Source organism: Virgibacillus ndiopensis (assembly GCF_900187325.1).
GTDB classification, from domain to species: Bacteria; Bacillota; Bacilli; order Bacillales; family Amphibacillaceae; genus Virgibacillus_E; species Virgibacillus_E ndiopensis.
This window is the reverse complement of sequence record NZ_FZMZ01000006.1, coordinates 821807-840651: the sequence shown is the minus strand read 5'-3', so window position 1 is coordinate 840651 and position 18845 is coordinate 821807. Positions and strand designations below refer to the sequence as shown.

The following is an 18845-nucleotide window of genomic DNA, read 5'->3' as shown; positions in this document are numbered from 1 at the left end:
CCCCCTTACTTATCGGATATTTTCTCTAATTGCTTTCGATTACCATACGTTGGGGAAGGCGTGTTCTTATTGGCAGCCCAATTCACTCCGTTCGTAATCACCTGTTGAATTTCTTTGTTATGGTATGTCGGATACGTTTCATGACCAGGTCGGAAATAAAAAATCTTCCCCTTTCCACGTTTAAACGTAGCCCCACTCCGGAAAACCTCGCCTCCCTCAAACCAGCTTACAAATAGCAACTGGTCAGGCGTTGGAATATCGAAATGTTCCCCATACATTTCTTCTTTTTCAAGCTCGATATATTCACCAAGCCCCTCCGTAATCGAATGACTCGGATCAACTACCCAGAGACGCTCCCGGTCGTCAGCTTCCCGCCATTTAAGATCACACGTCGTACCCATTAACTTTTTAAACACCTTGGAAAAATGTGCCGAATGCAACACAACCAATCCCATTCCATCCAAAACACGCTGCTTGACCTTTTCCGCAATTTCATCCTTCACTTCATTATGTGCCTTATGTCCCCACCAAACCAACACATCTGTATCTGCAAGCACCTCATCCGTCAATCCATGCTCAGGCTCATCAAGCGTTGCCGTTTTCGTATCAAGCCCAGCCTCACGTAAAAACGCCGCAATCGCCCCATGAATCCCATCCGGATAAATACCCGCAACCTTATCATTCTGTTTTTCATGCCGATTTTCATTCCATACAGTAACATTCATATAAAACACTCTCCTTATAAAAATTCACTAAAACATGCAAGCGATTGTTGGAGGGCGAGTGTGCTGTAGTTTGGGCTGAACGCGCAATATTTCAGCATAAACGCGCAACTCTTCACGCCTTGCGCGCAATATCCCGACTTGAGCGTGCAACTCTTCTCATTTAACGCGCAACTACACGCCATAATCGTGCAATCTCATTTAACGTGCAATATTACTGCCTGAGCACGCGATATCTCACCATAAACACGCATTACTTCACGCCCAGCGTGCAATATTACTGCCTGAGCACGCGATATCTCACCATAAACGCGCATTACTTCACGCCTTGCGCGCAATATCCCGACTTGAGCGTGCAACTCTTCTCATTTAACGCGCAACTACACGCCCTAATCGTGCAATCTCATTTAACGTGCAATATTACCGCCTGAACGCGCGATATCTCACCATAAACGCGCATTACTTCACTCCCAGCGCGCAATATCCCAACATATGCGCGCAACTTCATTACATTAACGTGCAACTACACGCCCCAATCGCGCAACCCAATATCCTCACCAACACCCCATCAATCAAAATAAACCGCCTGCCCTGTTCGAGCGGATTCATAAATTGCCTCTAAAATTTGTGTCACAACAAGTGCTTCTTGCGGTTTTACAACTGGCTCTGTATCATTTACTATACTTTCAATCCATAAACGGGCTTCAAGCTCAGCATCGCTTTCTTCATCACCATCGTAGAAAGCAACACCGCCAGCAGTTAAATCGACATGTGTTGTGTAAAGTTTCCCGAAGTTTTCGCCGTTAATCCGTAATCCGTCCTTCATGTCTGCTCCACCCTCGGTTCCGCTTAACGAGCATTTTGCTTCATCGACATCGAGTGAATTTAATGCCCAGCTGGATTCAAGTGTGATGGTTGCTCCATCCTGCATGGTGATGAACCCGAATGCGGAGTCTTCCACTGTAAATTTCTCTGGATTCCAAGGGCCCCACGCGTTCGCAGCATTCTCCCGCTTTCCTAGCTTATGAAACGTTGATCCCATTACAGATTTCGGTTTATAGTTATCCATCATCCACAGCGTTAAATCCAATGCATGTGTCCCAATATCAATTAATGGCCCGCCGCCTTGTTTTTCTTCATCCAGGAAAACTCCCCAGGTTGGGACAGCACGCCTGCGAATGGCATGTGCCTTTGCATAATAAATTTCTCCTAAACCGCCACGCTGACAAGTCTTATGTAAATACTGACTGTCAGGTCTGAAACGATTGTTATACCCAATTGTCAGTTTTTTTCCAGTCTTCTCAGCTGTTTCTACCATCAATCGCGCTTCCTTCGACGTTTTTGCCATCGGTTTTTCACACATGACATGTTTTCCAGCTTTCAATGCAGCAATCGAAATTTCTGCATGTGAAATATTCGGGGTACAGACATGTACTACATCAATAGACTGATCTTGCAGAAGCTGATCATAATCCTCATAAACTTGCGCCCTTGAAACTCCATATTCTTCCGCAGCTTTACGTGCCTTATCAACCTTGATGTCACAAAAAGCAATGAGTTCCACCTGCTTAAGCTTCGATAAACTTGGGAGATGCTTTCCGTTGGCAATTCCCCCACAACCAATAATCGCAACCTTTAATTTTTCCACCATATCCAGTCATCCCACTTTCATCATTAAAAATTTTTCCCGCCTTACAAATCCACAAAATTCCACGTTATTCCTTAACAGACCCTGACGTTAAACCTGAAACAATTCTTCGTTGGAATAGTAAAACTAAAATTACGATTGGGATCGTCACGATAACAGTTGCTGCTGAAATATCTCCCCATGGAATAGAATATTGACTTTGGTACATCGATATTCCAACAGGGACGGTACGCCATAAATCATCACTATTAATCGTTAACGCAAACAAGTATTCATTCCATGCCGCAATAAATACTAGAATCCCAGTCGTAAACACTCCCGGCGCAGCCAGTGGAAAAATAATTTTCCGAAATGTTTGGAATGGACTTGCCCCATCAAGTTTTGCCGATTCCTCTAGCTCGAACGGAATTTTTTGAAAGAAGGTTGCTAGAATCCAAATAGCTAAAGGCAAACTAATCGTTATATACGGAATCACCAAGCCAAGATAGCTATTGCGTAAGCCCAGATCCGTTATCAAATTAAACATTGGTGATATAATCGCGATTTGCGGAAACATCGATGCCGCTAAAACGAGACCTAAGATCAGTCCTTTTCCTTTAATAGGCAGTCTCGTCAAAGCGTAGGATGTCAACGACGCAAATACTAAAGCCAAAATCGTTGTTAATGCTGAAACTACAAAACTATTTAACATATAACGGAGTAACGGCCGATTCGTTAATGCAGCTTCGTACGATTCGAGTGATGGATTATTGGTAAACCATCTAAAAGAAGAGAATATTTCACCAGGAGTTTTAATCGATGTCAAAAACACCCAGATAAACGGGAACATAACAAGAAATACAAACACAACTAGAAACACGTAAAAACCAATTCCTGCTCGTCTATTCATTTACTACCCTCCTCATTTAGTACGACCTGCAAATAGTTCAGAACCGATTAATTTCACGTAAACAAAACTAATGATCGCCACACATAAGAATACAATCACCGAAAGCACCGAGCCTTCACCAAAATTTTGTTGGGCAAACAATGTCTTATATGCGTAAATCGAAATGGACTCTGTTGCATTTGCCGGTCCTCCACCAGTCAACACGTAAATTAAGTCGAATACTCGGAAGGCATCCAACGTTCTAAACAGCAATGCAACTAATATAGACGATTTAAGTAATGGCATCGTAATTCTCCAAAACTGCTGAATTTTATTGGCACCATCAACATCCGATGCTTCATACAATGAATTCGGTATGGTCTGTAAACCTGCCAATAGCAGGAGTGCCATGTATGGCGTTGTCTTCCAAACATCGGCTAAAATAATCGAAAACATGCCACCCTCGGACGTGGATAAAAGCCACGATGCATCTGGAATAATATGAAGTACCTCCAAGTAATGCCCCACGATCCCGGATTGTCCATCAAATAAGAATCCCCACATCATAGCCGCTACAGCTGTAGGTATAGCCCACGGAATAAGTACCGAAGCCCGGACCAAGCCTCTGCCTTTAAACGCGCGATTAATAAGTAAAGCAATTCCCAAACCAAGTACTAACTCTAACGCTACAGATATAACAGTAAAAAAGGTTGTGTTCCAAATTGAACGCCACATCCGCGCATCCTGCAAGTACTTCCCATAGTTAGCCAGCCCAATGAAGTTCGATTCCAAAATTGTTTCAGAAGTAGACCCGAGTAAATCTGCTGTTTGTTCGAATTTCTGAGCAACCGCTTCATCACCGCTTGATTCAGCAATCGCTACCAGATCAGCTTCATACGATTTAAGCGCTTTTCGGTAATCAGCCGCAAGATCGTTATCAACTTTGGTATACTTTAAGTCCGGATTGGTCACCGGTTGGAAATTCATCAATAGCTTATCAACTTTTTCCACTTTTGCTTTAATTTCCTCATTGCTAAGCAGCTTCGAATGGTACTTGTTTACACCTTCCTCTATCGCTGCAACTGTGCTTTTCGCTTCATCGCTATCGGCAGCACTCTCCAGCCCTTCCAACTGTTTCGTAATATAAAAATGATTATCAACATAATTCTCCAAATCGATATTAGAATCCAGCATCAACTGAGAGCGCGCAGGATCGTTCAGCCTGTAATCAAATAAACTGTTCCAGAACGACTGGGCAACTGGCCACAAGACAACAACAATAACTAGAATAAGAGATGGGATAACCATTGCATAGCCAAGCTGTTTTTCATTTAATTGAAATCGCGGTGTTTTCCTATTTCCCATCATGAACCTCCTCACATTTAAGGCTTTCAATTACGATTAATAGAAAAGCAAGATGAGAGTTTCCGCCCATCTTGCTCCACTTAAACGATCATCTCATTATTCATTCATCGCTGCTTCAATTTTTGTTTGCATATTTTTAGCTGCATCCTCAGCAGATTGGTCACCAGTTAACGCTTTTGACAACTCAATTTGCATGATGTCTGAGATTTCAGGATAGATTGGTGATACTGGACGTGATACTGCATTTTCTAACACCTCGACAAAATCCGGGTTTGCAAATAAAGGACTAGATTCTTTTACATCAGGGTCATTATAAAGATCTCTTAAAGTCGGTGCACGTCCACCTTCTACTGCAGCAATCTTCTGTGCCTCTGGACCTGAAAGAAACTTAGCGAATTCCCATGCCGCTTCTGGATGCTCTGTATAACGGTTGATCATTGTCATCCATCCACCCAACGTAGAAGCACTGCCCGCATCCCCGCTTGGAAGTGTAGTCATCGCAACATTATCAACTACTTTCGACCTTTCTTCGTCTGCAGAGGATGCTTGCATGTACGGCCAGTTACGTCCAAATACGGACTTCCCTTCAATCCAAGCATTTTCTGTTTCCGTTTCCTGGAAATTTAAAATATTATCAGGAACAAAATCGGAATTTACAATTTCCTGCATTTTCTTGATCGCTTTAACGGTTTCAGGGCTATCTACCACTACATTATTATCTTCGTCAACAACCTGACCACCATATGAAGCGATAAACTCAATAGCATTACATATTAATCCTTCATATTGAGCGGATTGGAAAATGTATCCGAATTCTGTACCCGCTTCACCTTTCAGCTTACTCGCTTGCTCAATCAATTCATCCCATGTTTTAGGTGGTTCTTTTACAATATCGGTCCTGTAATAAAACACACCAGCATCGGTGAATTGCGGTAATGCCCACTGTTTTCCGTCAAAGTTAGCAGATGCAACGGTTCCAGGGAAATATGCATCCATGTCAATACCATCTCGTTCAATGAAACGATCAAGCTCCAACGCATAATTTGCTTGTGCGAACTCTGCTGGCCAGATAACATCGCCATTGAAAACATCAATTTCTGAACTCTGTGAACTGAAAGCGGTTACAAGTTGGTCGTGATATTGCCCCGTATCTGCTGGCATCTCACGAAACTCGACATTTATGTTTGGATGTTCCTTTTCAAAAGCCTCAATGATTAACTCATTAGAGCCTGTTGTATCAACACCACGTGCGTAAACAATTGTGACTTCCTCTTCTTCCTTCGATTCTTCATTTGCATCTGTGTCCGTATTCTCATCAGGGTTGTCTTGCTCAGTTGTACCAGAACTGCTACATGCAGCTAAAAAAACTGCTAACGCGACAATCAAAAAGATACCTAGTGTACTTTTCCACAACTTCAATTTAGTTCCCCCTTATTTATCGATTCCATTCGCCAGATAAATGATTTAAATTTTCTAATAAATGAAATCGATTTCATTATGGGTATTATTATACAATAATTATTAATGTTGTCAATAAGTTTTAAATTTAAAAAATTACGTTAATAAATAAACTCATAAAAAATAACTCTAAAATTTATTGCCTTAAAAATCCACCTTCTGAATCGATTACTTGTCCAGTGATCCATGCAGCCTCATCACTTACTAGAAAAGCAATCAATCGTGCAGCATCATCCGGCATTCCAATACGCCCCATTACAAACTTTGGTAACAGCATGCGCTTTGTTTCTTCGGACATCCACCCAGAATCTGTTGGTCCAGGATTTACTGCATTAACCGTGATCCCTAATGAAGCTACCTCCGCCGACAACGAAAGTGTAAATGCAGATATAGCCCCCTTCGTTGCACCATAGGCCAATTCATCAACCATCGGACCCTTGCTTTGTCCAGAAGTCATATTAACAATCCTGCCTGAAGTAAGCTTTGATTGTTGGAATCGGCGAGCAAATTCAACACTAAATAAAAGAGTTGCTCGCATGTTCACAGCATAATGATCGTCCAACGTTTTAGCATCAAGTTTCTGATATCCATCCCGTAACGAATGAGCAGCATTGTTAATTACTATAGTCGGAAAATCAAGCGTTTCCGAGACTTCATCGAGAATTTGGTTTGGAGCATCCGATTGGGATAAATCAATATCCATACTCGCACACCTTACACCCAACTCAATTATTTCTTTTTCAAACATGCTCGGCCATCCTGAATTCGAATGATAATGCGTAAAAAATATATCTGACCCTTCTGCAGCTAATTTGCGACATACAGCAGCACCAATTCCGTTACCATGGCTGACCCCAGTTACGATTGCAACTTGATTTTTTAATTTTTTCATAACCAACACCTCAATTTTTAATTTATGTAGATTGACGAATAACAAGCTCATGATCCATAACAATGCTATCTACTTTCTTCCCTCTAATCTTATTGATGAGCATATTTACAGACAAACATCCCATCTTATACATCGGCTGCGCTACAGTAGTTAACGTTGGATGCGTCATATTCGAAAAACTAATTTTATCAAACCCAACTATCGCTATATCCTGTGGAACCCGCAAATCATTTATATTTATCTCTTTCAATGCTCCAATTGCAAGAATATCGGAGACAGCAAACACAGCTGTCGGACGATCAGCAAGATTTAACAGCACTCTCATTGCTTGTTGTCCGCTTTGAAACCCCAATTGGTCGGTAATGTAAATCCACTCACTTTTGATTGGCAAACCGAACTCCCGCATTGCTTTTTCATAGCCCTGCCTGCGTTCCCTAGCATATAAAAACTTTTCATCCGAATTGATGAGCGCAATTTTTTTCTGCCCCAATTTAATTAAATGTTTCACCGCTTGATACGCCGCTAATTCATTATCAATTGTCACATATGAAATACTTCCATCTTTCTCATACTCACTACATTGTACGATTGGATACGTATTAGCTAGTTCAATTAATTTCTCTTTATTAACAGTCGGGTCCATCGATATAATCCCATCTGCCAGTCGGTTCCTGATCATATTAAAATAGATCGCCTCTCTATTAGGATTGGAATCCGTTTCACATAGAAGAATATTGTAACCTTGAGCTATAGCAGTGTCCTCAATACCATTAATAATCTCAGAATAAAAAGGGTTTGAAATGCTGGGAATCAGAACAAGAAGCAATCTACTTTCCGAATTTCGTAAATTACGACCGAGCACACTCGGTTCATACTCCAGTTCATGAATAGCTTGCTCCACCCTCATTCTCGTTTTTTCTGACACGGTATTACGATTGTTTATCACCCGCGAAACGGTTGCCGCGGAAACCCCAGCCTTCTGAGCGACTTCATGGATAGTTGCCATGGAAAAACCTTCTTTCATTCATGTAAACGATTACAATAATCCTAATATTATGCGAATTATTTGTCAATAATCTATTAGTATTGATTTTGTAAACTACATTGTATTTTTATTTAAATTCCAACAAAAAAAGAACCTGATAAAGGTCCTTGGAGCATGTGTCTAACTACCTAGCCAACCGTTGGATATCCGTTTCTGCAGCATAAACACGTTTATTAAACGCTTCTGTATTATCATCAAAATGTTCAACAATCTTTTCCGTGTAATCCCCTAGGCTAGCGATAATATTTTTATAAAGCCTATCTTGACCAGCTTTAACTTCTTTTACATCATTCTCTCAAGTATCGAAGCGGCTATCCATTCGATCGAGACGCTTATTCATTCCCATAAGATTTTTGTAGACTCCATCAAATCGACTATTCATTTTTCCAATACTCTTGTCGACTCCATCTAAACGGTCAAAAATTTCACGAAATGATTCTTTCATCTCGTTATCCAATAGTCTCCACCCCCCAATATCATCCTATAACTATTTTAACATTATTTAGTTAAACTACCACTTTAATATTTACCATCAGAATAGTTTTTTGATAAGATAATGCAACTATGTAAAAATAAATTTTGTATAAGTAACTGTCTTTGATATTCATTTTTTCCTTTAGTCGAAATTTGAAATATACACCAATAAGAGTTGTGAAAAATATATTTTATTAATTAAGGAAAATAATTGGTGTCACCAGATTTTTTGCAATATCCTACATCATCCCCTACATTACACCAACTATTTCCCGGGAAATAGTTTCTTCCGACAATGTTTTTCACTTTTAAGCATTTTTTTCAGCACATGATGTCCCAATATGATAAACTTTCATATATATTATTAGACATAAGGAGACGAATATGAATTACAACATACTCTTTCTAGACATCGATGGAACAATCCTAAAGCCAGATCATACTTATACTATTTCAACAAAGGAAGCAATTGCTCAGGTACAAGACAAAGGAATAGAAGTATTCCTTGCAACTGGACGACCAATTCATGAAATTAGAAAGCTTGCAGATGAGCTTGGGGTTGACTCGTTTATTGGCTATAATGGTGCACTTGCCATTTACCAGAACGAGACCATTCTAAATGAACCGATGGATAAAAATACTATCGAGGAATTTTTAAAAATTGCACAAACTAATAATCATGATGTTGTATGTTATACAGACGAAAAAAATTATTTCACTACTTTAGATACTCCTGAAGTTAAAAAATTTATTGAAACATTTCAAATGACTTACAATAATTTACTTACACAGGAAATAACTGATCGTGTCTTAGGAACCACCATAATGAAGCTAAATCCGTCACAAGCTGCATTATATGAATTAGAAACAAACATCCATCTTTCTCGAGTAAATGTTAAAGGACTTCAGCATTGCTATGATGTAATCCGAAAAACAGTCAACAAAGGTGAGGCAATCAAACGTGTACTTGAACGCTTAGATATTCCTAAAGAAAATGCAATTGCCTTTGGCGACGGGATGAATGACAAAGAAATGCTTCAAACCGTTGGAGAAAGTTTTGCCATGGGTAACGCCGCCCCAGAACTTTTTGAATACGCAAAACATAAAACTACAACTGTTGAGGAATCAGGGATTTTTAATGGTTTACAGAGCTTAGGATTAGTTAAATAAGTCGGACAAAAAAGAGCTCACATCTCATTTTAATAATACAAGTTTTTGGAATTTATTACGTAAATAATATAACTCCTTTTGCAAATAATGAAATGTGAGGGGAGGACTAAACATGAAAATGGAAGGTGCCGGTGAAAAAATCGAAAAAACCGCAGAACGTTTAATTGAAAAAGGTGTCCCAGCCAGAACAGCCGCCTACGCTGCATCAATGGGATATTTAAGGCATCTGAAAAAGAAATAGTTTTGTAGAGGAGTGCTTGCTCCTCTATAATTGTTGACTATGGTATTGAAGGGTTTTTTCTCTTTTATGCGCGAGCGGTACTTGTTATGGCGCGGTTACTCCTCTTTTTCGCGCGCTTGGCACTCGTTATTGCGCGATTACTATGCTTTTTCGCACGGGCACTGCCTCTTATTGCGCGATTATCCTCTTTTTCGCACGGGCACCACTCATTATTGCGCGATTATACTCTGTTTCGCACGGGCACCACTCATTATTGCGCGATTATACTCTGTTTCGCGCGCTCTCCCTCTTATTGCGCGATTACTATGCTTTTTCGCACGGACACTGCCTCTTATTGCGCGATTATCCTCTTTTTCGCACGGGCACCACTCATTATTGAGCGAATATACTCTGTTTCGCGCGCTTTCCCTCTTATTGCACGATTACTATGCTTTTTCGCGCGATCACTGCCTCTTATTGCAAGGTTATTCATCATCTTCGTGCGTCAGCACTTCTAACTGCGCAATCCACGTCATTTCCGCACGATTTGCGCCGCCTACACTACACCCCACTAAAAAAGGCATCCAACTCCCAATTGAACTTCTCCGTTTCCTCTAAAAACAGCAAATGACTACTATTTTCAAATGCCACTAATTTCGAACCAGGAATTCGTTCTTGAATATATTCACCTGCTGCAACAGGGAAAAATCCTACGCTGCCGAAACAAATCAATGTTGGTACATCGACATTAGACAGAGTATCCCGATAATCAACGGCTGTCTGGTTAAATACGATCGTACTTTCGATTGATGCTGGTAGCTTATTCATTTCAGCTAATATCCATTCATGGTCTTTCGGATCGGGTTGTTCCTTAAACATACCGTATATGAAGTCACTGTTGAAAGCATTTTGGTCTTCCTGAATTGCCTGCATCACACCTTTAATTGTCTCAAAATCAAATGCACCAAACTCCCACTCAGGCCATATGTAATCGGATGGAGATTGGTCGACAACAGTCAGTGCCTTCACATTTTCCGTTCCAAATTGGTTCACATAGTCCCATAACACAAACGCACCCATTGACCAGCCAACTAAAATCACATTCTTTAAATCTAGTAACCCTATAAACTTTTGCAAATCCCTGGCATATTGGGCTACGGTATGACCATGTTCCACTTTAGATGATTGTCCGTGTCCTCGGAGGTCTAGCGTGATGGTACGGTATTTTTTGCTGAAGTATGGAATCTGTTTATGAAAAAATTTACTGCTCATCATGACGCCGTGGACAAAAATGACAGGTTGACCTTTTCCTTGTTCTTCATAGTAAAGCTTTGTTTGTGAATCGACTTCTGCATATGGCATTGGGAACACTTCCTTCCTTTTTTTTCACACTATCATTCTATGTCTAATCGCAGCAATCAATACTGAATATTTCAATAAAAGATAGTGTATTATACTTAGTTTGAACGATAGACAAACTAAGTATATAATGATACAATAAAGCATATAAAATAAAGCGCTTTATAATAATGGAAAGGAGACAGGACAGATATTCTAAATATGCAAATGAAAGCGTTTGTATTTATAAAATGAAAGCGCTATTAAGCAATTGCGTTAATCTTCTTGCATAATACGTATGATCTGTCCTAACTTAACTTATGAAACAACAAAACTCACTTTATATTTTTTCAATTACGTTAGTCGCTACACTTGGCGGATTACTCTTCGGTTATGATACTGCCGTTATATCTGGTGCTGAAAAATCAATAGAAACATATTTTAGCGAACTGGGTTTAGGTTCTTTAGCACATGGTGCGACCATTTCAAGCGCACTGATCGGCTGTATCATCGGAGGGATTGTATCTGGTTATTTTTCATCTAAATTCGGACGCCGGAATTCACTGATTTTTGCTGCTGTTCTTTTCTTATTATCGGCGCTCGGTTCTGCTTATCCGGAATTTCTATTTTTTGAAAAAGGAAACCCGACAATTGCGTTATTGCTTACATTCAATTTATACCGAATAATTGGTGGAATTGGGGTTGGTTTGGCATCTGCTATTGTTCCGATGTATATCGGGGAAATTGCTCCTGCTAAAATTCGTGGACGCTTAGTTTCTTTTAACCAGTTTGCAATCATTTTCGGTATGCTTGTTGTTTATTTTGTCAACTGGGGCATTGCAAACGGACAATCGTTAGCATGGATCAATGATATCGGTTGGAGATATATGTTTGCTTCAGAAGCAATTCCAGCTTTATTGTTCTTTATCTTTTTATTTTTTGTACCGGAAACACCTCGTTATCTATCCTTAAATGGGGAAGATGATCGAGCATTAGCTATTTTAACTAAAATTAACGGATCTAGAGAAGCGAAATCTATTTTAAGTGAAATCAAACATACGGTAACGGTTTCTTCCGAGAAGTTATTTGCCTATGGTAAAACAGTTATTGTAATCGGTATCATGCTTTCTGTCTTCCAGCAGTTTGTCGGTATTAACGTCGCGCTTTATTATGCACCGCGTATTTTTGAAAGTATGGGCGCTGCAAAAGACGCTTCGATGCTACAGACGATTGTTATGGGATTAGTAAATGTAATCTTTACGATTATAGCTATTATGACAGTTGATAAATGGGGACGTAAACCATTATTGATTATGGGATCTGTCGGTATGGCTGTTGGTATGTTTGGTGTAGCCGGCCTGGCATTTGCAAATATCATTAGTATTGGTACGTTAATTTTCATTATTATCTACACAGCTTCTTTTATGATGTCTTGGGGACCAATTTGCTGGGTGCTAATCTCAGAAATCTTCCCTAATAAGATTCGTGGACAAGCTGTTGCAATCGCAGTTGCTGCACAATGGGCAGCCAACTACCTAGTATCATCTACTTATCCGATGATGATGGAGTATAGTGGTGGCCTAACGTATGGTATATACGGTATTATGAGCATTCTTTCAGCCATATTTGTTTGGAAGTTCATTCCTGAAACAAACGGAAAATCACTGGAACAAATGGAAAGTATTTGGACAAAAACCCCATCAGAAAAATCGAATGCACTTTAATAGAGTTTCCAAACAAGCATCTACTTTCGGGTAGATGCTTGTTTTTAATCAAGGCTCATATCGCATAGTTTGTTATGTTCATAGAAACTACGACATAAGTGTTATGTTAATTTCGTATTTCTTATTGCTGTCTGCCTCGCAGATCGTATAACTCCGCTTTCAAGGGGGGATAGACCCTTCGTTCTAACCCCAGGGAGTCTCCGTGTTTGCGGGCATCTTGTAAGAAAAGTATATGCTTTTCTATTTCCCATAAAAGAAATGGAATTATAAAGTAAGCACAGTACTAGCGAAGGAAATGCACGGAAACTCCTGCAGAAAAGCGATGAAGATGAGTCCCTACAGGAAGCGGTCTTTGCGAGCGAAGAACTCAGCGCAAGCCCTAAGACGTGCGTAGTGTATTTCCGTATCGGTGAGTTACGTCATATTTTCTATCACCTATTAAAAGCAACAATCATCTAAAAAACACCGGCCACAAAGCCGGTGCTCTACATTACTTACGATATTCCACTAATCTCTCATTCATCTCTTTTGTTTGACCGTACACTTCTTGATAAATCGCAAATAACTTCTTATATTTTTCCACATTGTCACGTTTCGGTAAAAATTCCTTCTCAACTTTCAAAAACGCGTCAGCACAATCCCTTAAAGAATCGAACCATCCACATCCATAGGCAGCAAGCATTGCCGCTCCCATGCCTGGACCTTGTTCACTAGCAAGTTTCACAATTTTTGCATCGAAAATGTCAGCCTGCATTTGTAGCCAGTCTTCATTTTTCGTACCACCACCTGTGGAAACAATCGTATCGATGGTCTTCCCGTGTTTACGAAAAATAGCAATTGCTTCATTCAATGAAAATGTGATTCCTTCCATAACTGCACGGACAAAATCCTTTCTTTCATGTGAACTGTCCATACCGATAAAACTTGCTCGGATAGATGCATCGGCATGTGGTGTCCTTTCCCCAACTACATATGGTGTGAACAGCAAGCCATTCGAACCTACAGGGACAAATCCTACATCAGTCATTAAATCTTCAAACGATTCACCTTTCGCAAACACATCTTTAAACCAACTTAGGCTGTAGCCTGCCGCAAGGGTGACACCCATCGTATAATAGGCATTTGGCGCACCATGATTGAAATAATGAACTTTTCCTTGGAAGTCTTTATCGTTGCTTGACTCATAGGAAAGCACGACACCAGATGTTCCGATACTGCAAAGTGTTTTGCCATCTTCTAAGATCCCGGACCCGATTGCTCCACACGCATTGTCTGCTCCACCGGCGAATACACGCGTTGAAGTTGCTAGACCAGTAGCTTGAGCAATTTCAGAAGTAACTTTTCCGACCACTTCATGTGAATCTACTAATGGCGGACAAAGAGCTCTATCAATTCCCACTAGATCACAAATTTCCTGACTCCACTGTTTTTCACTAACATTTAACACTAACGTTCCAGCAGCATCGGAGTATTCCATATGCAATTCACCTGTTAGCTTGTAGCGTAAGTAATCCTTAGGCAAAACAAACGTTTTTGCCTGCGCATATAGATCTGGCTCATGCGCCTTCACCCAAAGTATTTTGGGCAACGTGAATCCTTCCAACGCAGGATTTTTCGTGATTTTTAGTAAGCGCTCTTCACCAACTGCGTGGTAAATTTGCTTGCATTGCTCGGTTGTCCGCGTATCATTCCAAAGAATCGCATTACGCAACACGTCTTTATTTTCATCAAGCAAAACAAGGCCGTGCATCTGTCCAGAAAAACTTATTCCTTCAATATCTTCCTTGTTGCCGTCAAAATCCTTCAGCAGATCAGACAGTCCTGCAACTGTCTGATCCACCCAACGATGCGGGTCCTGTTCACTATATCCAGTTCTTTCCTGGATTAAATCAAATTCTTTAGAGACCTCTTGTACAACATCGCCATTTTTATTTACCAGCAAAATTTTAACTGCACTCGTACCCAAATCGATACCAATAACGTATTTCAAAGCAACACCTCATCCCTCGCCTGCATAGTTCAAATTCCGGTTAATTTCTCGCGCACATCGACCGATTTATCCTAATATGGAGCGATCTCCTCGCACATAAGTTATATATCCTAATACCGGTCGATTTCTCGCGCACAATCCTCATTCCCAGCAAAAGCTCTTAACAAATACTGATTAATCGTTGCTTTAATTTTTTCCAAACGTCCTGATTGGTGTTTGATTTCTGTTAACCCTAATGCATGTTCTTCTAGTTTATGGAAATCTGTTTTTCCTTCGACAATATCTAAGCCGATACCATCTGTGTAGCTGCTATAACGATCTTCTAGAATACTATCCAATACATTATCATCAACTAGTTTTTGAGCAACTTTCAATCCTACTGCAAAGCTATCCATTCCAGCGATATGTGCATGGAACAAATCTTCTGGCTCAAATGAACCTCTTCTTACTTTTGCATCAAAGTTCAATCCGCCGCGGCCAAGTCCTCCGTTTTTAATAATTTCATACATTGCAAGTGTTGTAGAATACAAGTCTGTTGGAAACTCATCTGTATCCCATCCAATTAATGGATCGCCTTGGTTAGCATCAACAGATCCTAGCATATTGTTTACACGTGCGTAGCGAAGCTCATGTTCAAATGTATGCCCTGCAAGTGTTGCGTGGTTTGCTTCAATATTAAACTTGAAGTGATCCTGAAGTCCATAATTTTGTAAAAATGCAAATCCAGTGGCTACATCAAAATCGTATTGATGTGTTGTAGGCTCTTTTGGCTTAGGCTCAATTAAGAATTGAGCGTCAAATCCAATTTCTTTTGCATAATCAACAGCCATATGGAAGAAACGGCCTAAGTTATCCATTTCAAGCTTCAAATCTGTGTTTAGAAGTGTTTCATATCCTTCACGGCCACCCCAGAATACATAATTTTCTGCGCCTAGCTCTTTTCCAATTTCCAATCCCTTCTTCACTTTCGCAGCAGAATAAGCAAAAATATCAGCATTGTTAGAAGATGCTGCGCCATGGATAAAACGTGGGTGTGTAAAATTGTTGGCAGTATTCCAAAGTAATTTTGTTTTGCTATCTTTCATGTAATCCTTCATCATACTTACAATGGTATCTAAGTTTTGATTCGTCTCTCGTAAATTGCTTCCTTCTGGTGCAATATCGACATCATGGAAGCAGAAAAATGGCACATCCAGTTTTTCGAAAAGTTCAAAAGCCGCTTCCAAACGTGCTTTAGCAAGGTCCATCCCAGTAAATTTATCCCAAGGGCGAACCATTGTACCAGCACCAAATGGATCAGATCCATCCATTGTGAATGTATGCCAGTAAGCTACACCAAAACGCAGGTATTCCTCCATTGTTTTGCCGCCAATCTTTTCTTGTGGATTGTAAAATTTAAATGCATACGGGTTTGTTGATGCTGCACCCTCGTATTTAATTTTGTTGATATTTTCGAAATAAGCCATTCATATACCTCCTAAAAGATTTATAATTTAACAAGTAATTCAATAATGTAATTGCTTTCATAAATTAATTATAGCAATTACGAGTTAGTTTGTCTATTAAATAAACTAAGTTGATTTACCTATCTTACATATTCCAGTATAATAGAAAATACCACCTTTAAAAGTTACATCCATCAAAGTCTAGGAGGTTCATTCATGAATAAGACAAGCGGAGCAATCTATAGTGGATTAGAATGGATAACACGATTTGCGTACGTGAATCTATTATGGATATTGTTTTCACTTATGGGTGGAATTGTACTCGGCTTTTTTCCCGCCACAACTGCGATGTTTACTATTGTTCGTCAATGGATAAAAGGTAATTCAGATATCCCAGTCATGAAGTCATTTTGGGAATTTTATAAAGCCGATTTCTGGAAAAGCAACCGATTAGGATTATTTGTTGCAGGTATTGTTGCAATTATTGGTATTGATATTTTTTATATTCAACTAAACAACGTATTAGACTGGAGAAATATCCCTCTATACGCGTTTATGCTTATCTTTATTCTATTCGCTTTTTATGTTTTTCCGGCTTTTGTTCATTATGATTTAAAGGTGCTTAGTGTTATAAAGAATGCTTTCTTGATCATGTTAATTAGCCCGCTTCATAGCCTCCTTATGATCATCAGTCTAGTATCTATTTATTTTATCGTACAAGCACTTCCAGCATTGGCATTTATTTTCGGAGGAAGCATCTATGCATTCCTAACGATGGGCTTATCGTATAATGCTTTCCTAAAAATTGAAAAAAGGGATAGCAACAATAACTAACTCACCCCATTCTTTTTGGTAAGAATGAGGTGTTTATTTTTAGTCTTCTTGATATAAGAAGTAATCAAAATCAGCATGTTTACCTTGACCCGAAGTATCCTGACACTGCATACCGACAAAAGCTCCTGTAAAAAAGCCACCACCTTGAATGTAATCATCAGACAGCTTATAGGAATCAAATTTCACAGGTATTACCGTCCAATTGTCACCATTAAACGAATACGAATACTCGTAAATGGTTGTTTTCACATTGACACGGAGATAAACATATTCCACATGATCCGGTATAACAATTTCCTCACCCACTAGTGGTTGGTCAAACGAAAAGTTATCACACGTTAGGAGTTCCAGGATCCTCCCCTTTTCTTCATGCCAGGAGATCTGTAATGATGTCCAGTTCTGTGTATTATAATAGTTCACTAGTCCTGCAGATTGCTGGAAAGTTTCAGGGTTGAACGCTACCTTTGTCTCGGCAGTAAAATTAAAATGCTGCCAGCGTCTCGCTACAAAGCTTTGCGTAAATTTTGATGTTAGTGATTCTTTTCCATATAATCGTAAATGGCCAGGGTAATCTGTTAGTGAAACAATATCCTCACCCAATGGAATTCGTAATGTTTGAAAATGTGGATTCAATGTATTCGTATTAAAGTCGTCCTTCTCATCATAACCCTTTTCCCAATTAACTTCTTCAATAGCTGGCCCTTCAACTTCAACTGATGGCTGGTTACCGCCAACAACATATGGCCAGTCATTTTTCCATTCCAATCGTTGAATTGCCGTTTCTCTTCCAAGTGGACAATACCCCCGCGGATCCAACAACGGTTGCCCGTCCCTAGGCAATGGCCGACCTGTTAAATGAACTAAAAACCACTCATCCGTATGTGTCTGAACGATTGATGCGTGTCCAGCCTTTTGTAATGGATTTCTTGGATAAGGCATGGACGTGATCAACGGATTTTCAGGGTATACTTCGTATGGTCCCCTTAAGTCTTTTGAGCGGGCAATTGTAGCCTGGTGATCATATTTGGTACCACCTTCTGCTGTTAAAAGATAGTAGTAGCCATTCATCTTATATACATGTGGTGCTTCTGTTAGTTTTACATCCGTACCTTTAAAAATCACTTCCGACTTTCCAACAAGTTTCTGCTCACTTGCGCTATATTCCTGAAGAACAATGCCATAAAAATTATGGTTGCCTACACGATGATCCCATAGCATATTCACCAAATATTTTTTCCCATCATTATCATGGAATAATGACGGATCAAAGCCTGAACTATTTAAATATACGGGCTCAGACCATTCGCCATCAATCGTGTCACACGTAACAAGGTAATTATGGCTATCCTTCCACTGACCTTCTGTAACTTTTACATCGGTATAAATGAGCCAGAACTTTCCGTCACTATAGGATAATGCCGGTGCCCAAATCCCACCAGAATCTGGATTCCCAATCATATTTAATTGACTTAGTCGATTGAGTGGACGTGAAACTAATCGCCAGTTTTTTAAATCCTTTGAATGATAAATGCCTACTCCCGGAAACCATTCAAACGTAGAAACAGCAATATAATAATCTTCTCCCGCCCGGCAAATACTTGGATCTGGATTAAAACCTGTTAAAATCGGATTTTGAATCATTGTCATTTTTT

16 protein-coding genes are annotated in these 18845 nt (G+C 39.8%); 4 read left to right on the top strand and 12 right to left on the bottom strand.

Going from position 1 to position 18845, the window contains the following annotated elements:
* Positions 1-5: 5 nt before the first annotated feature.
* From CS937_RS16535 to CS937_RS19560, 8 genes are all read right to left on the bottom strand, one after another.
* Positions 6-725 carry a ThuA domain-containing protein gene (locus tag CS937_RS16535; protein WP_099159570.1) on the bottom strand — a complete coding sequence of 240 codons (720 nt, stop codon included), beginning with the start codon at positions 723-725 and terminating at the stop codon, positions 6-8.
* Between the two features lie 565 nt (positions 726-1290).
* Positions 1291-2373, bottom strand: a complete 1083-nt coding sequence (locus CS937_RS16530) for a Gfo/Idh/MocA family protein (protein WP_099159569.1) — start codon at positions 2371-2373, stop codon at positions 1291-1293.
* Positions 2374-2437: 64 nt separating this feature from the next.
* On the bottom strand, positions 2438-3259 hold the full coding sequence (locus CS937_RS16525) for a carbohydrate ABC transporter permease (protein WP_099159568.1): 822 nt from the start codon (positions 3257-3259) through the stop codon (positions 2438-2440).
* 12 nt (positions 3260-3271) lie between these two features.
* Entirely contained in the window at positions 3272-4603 is a 1332-nt protein-coding gene (locus CS937_RS16520) for a carbohydrate ABC transporter permease (protein ID WP_425445474.1), read from the bottom strand.
* 96 nt (positions 4604-4699) lie between these two features.
* A complete protein-coding gene (locus tag CS937_RS16515; protein ID WP_099159566.1) occupies positions 4700-6022 on the bottom strand; it encodes an ABC transporter substrate-binding protein in 1323 nt (440 codons plus the stop codon).
* Positions 6023-6197: 175 nt separating this feature from the next.
* A complete protein-coding gene (locus tag CS937_RS16510) occupies positions 6198-6953 on the bottom strand; it encodes an SDR family oxidoreductase (RefSeq protein WP_099160097.1) in 756 nt (251 codons plus the stop codon).
* 22 nt (positions 6954-6975) lie between these two features.
* A complete protein-coding gene (locus CS937_RS16505) occupies positions 6976-7959 on the bottom strand; it encodes a LacI family DNA-binding transcriptional regulator (RefSeq protein ID WP_099159565.1) in 984 nt (327 codons plus the stop codon).
* A gap of 334 nt (positions 7960-8293) precedes the next feature.
* Positions 8294-8455 (bottom strand): hypothetical protein, encoded by a 162-nt coding sequence (locus tag CS937_RS19560; protein ID WP_176555865.1) that lies wholly within the window; start codon positions 8453-8455, stop codon positions 8294-8296.
* A 401-nt stretch (positions 8456-8856) separates the two neighbouring features.
* Here CS937_RS19560 and CS937_RS16500 point away from each other — a divergent pair, with 401 nt between their 5' ends.
* The gene (locus CS937_RS16500; RefSeq protein WP_099159564.1) at positions 8857-9642 is read left to right on the top strand and encodes an HAD family hydrolase; all 786 of its coding nucleotides are present in this window, start codon (positions 8857-8859) and stop codon (positions 9640-9642) included.
* 112 nt (positions 9643-9754) lie between these two features.
* Positions 9755-9883: an NAD-glutamate dehydrogenase gene (locus tag CS937_RS19850; protein WP_141554368.1), complete on the top strand. Its 129-nt coding sequence runs from the start codon at positions 9755-9757 to the stop codon at positions 9881-9883.
* 540 nt (positions 9884-10423) lie between these two features.
* Here the strand turns inward: CS937_RS19850 and CS937_RS16495 are convergent.
* Complete coding sequence (locus CS937_RS16495; protein WP_099159563.1) at positions 10424-11224, bottom strand: alpha/beta fold hydrolase; 801 nt, start codon at positions 11222-11224, stop codon at positions 10424-10426.
* A 296-nt stretch (positions 11225-11520) separates the two neighbouring features.
* Here CS937_RS16495 and xylE point away from each other — a divergent pair, with 296 nt between their 5' ends.
* Complete coding sequence (xylE, locus tag CS937_RS16490) at positions 11521-12924, top strand: D-xylose transporter XylE (protein WP_099159562.1); 1404 nt, start codon at positions 11521-11523, stop codon at positions 12922-12924.
* A 490-nt stretch (positions 12925-13414) separates the two neighbouring features.
* Here the strand turns inward: xylE and xylB are convergent, their stop codons facing one another.
* Positions 13415-14914: a xylulokinase gene (xylB, locus tag CS937_RS16485; RefSeq protein ID WP_099159561.1), complete on the bottom strand. Its 1500-nt coding sequence runs from the start codon at positions 14912-14914 to the stop codon at positions 13415-13417.
* 110 nt (positions 14915-15024) lie between these two features.
* Positions 15025-16380 (bottom strand): xylose isomerase, encoded by a 1356-nt coding sequence (xylA, locus tag CS937_RS16480; protein WP_099159560.1) that lies wholly within the window; start codon positions 16378-16380, stop codon positions 15025-15027.
* A gap of 195 nt (positions 16381-16575) precedes the next feature.
* Between xylA and CS937_RS16475 the strand changes: the two genes are divergently transcribed.
* Positions 16576-17193, top strand: coding sequence for a YesL family protein (locus CS937_RS16475; RefSeq protein WP_099159559.1), 618 nt, complete (start codon positions 16576-16578; stop codon positions 17191-17193).
* Positions 17194-17232: 39 nt separating this feature from the next.
* Here CS937_RS16475 and CS937_RS16470 read toward each other — a convergent pair whose 3' ends face one another.
* Complete coding sequence (locus CS937_RS16470) at positions 17233-18840, bottom strand: glycoside hydrolase family 43 protein (protein WP_099159558.1); 1608 nt, start codon at positions 18838-18840, stop codon at positions 17233-17235.
* Between the last annotated feature and the right edge of the window lie 5 nt (positions 18841-18845).

Excerpts from the sequence above, each read along its gene's own strand:
- CS937_RS16535 (WP_099159570.1), bottom strand. The coding sequence starts at position 725 with ATGAATGTTACTGTATGGAATGAAAATCGGCATGAAAAACAGAATGAT.
- CS937_RS16530 (WP_099159569.1), bottom strand. The coding sequence starts at position 2,373 with ATGGTGGAAAAATTAAAGGTTGCGATTATTGGTTGTGGGGGAATTGCC.
- CS937_RS16525 (WP_099159568.1), bottom strand. The coding sequence starts at position 3,259 with ATGAATAGACGAGCAGGAATTGGTTTTTACGTGTTTCTAGTTGTGTTT.
- CS937_RS16520 (WP_425445474.1), bottom strand. The coding sequence starts at position 4,603 with ATGGGAAATAGGAAAACACCGCGATTTCAATTAAATGAAAAACAGCTT.
- CS937_RS16510 (WP_099160097.1), bottom strand. The coding sequence starts at position 6,953 with ATGAAAAAATTAAAAAATCAAGTTGCAATCGTAACTGGGGTCAGCCAT.
- CS937_RS16505 (WP_099159565.1), bottom strand. The coding sequence starts at position 7,959 with ATGGCAACTATCCATGAAGTCGCTCAGAAGGCTGGGGTTTCCGCGGCA.
- CS937_RS16500 (WP_099159564.1), top strand. The coding sequence starts at position 8,857 with ATGAATTACAACATACTCTTTCTAGACATCGATGGAACAATCCTAAAG.
- CS937_RS19850 (WP_141554368.1), top strand. The coding sequence starts at position 9,755 with ATGAAAATGGAAGGTGCCGGTGAAAAAATCGAAAAAACCGCAGAACGT.
- CS937_RS16495 (WP_099159563.1), bottom strand. The coding sequence starts at position 11,224 with ATGCCATATGCAGAAGTCGATTCACAAACAAAGCTTTACTATGAAGAA.
- xylE (WP_099159562.1), top strand. The coding sequence starts at position 11,521 with ATGAAACAACAAAACTCACTTTATATTTTTTCAATTACGTTAGTCGCT.
- xylA (WP_099159560.1), bottom strand. The coding sequence starts at position 16,380 with ATGGCTTATTTCGAAAATATCAACAAAATTAAATACGAGGGTGCAGCA.
- CS937_RS16475 (WP_099159559.1), top strand. The coding sequence starts at position 16,576 with ATGAATAAGACAAGCGGAGCAATCTATAGTGGATTAGAATGGATAACA.
- CS937_RS16470 (WP_099159558.1), bottom strand. The coding sequence starts at position 18,840 with ATGACAATGATTCAAAATCCGATTTTAACAGGTTTTAATCCAGATCCA.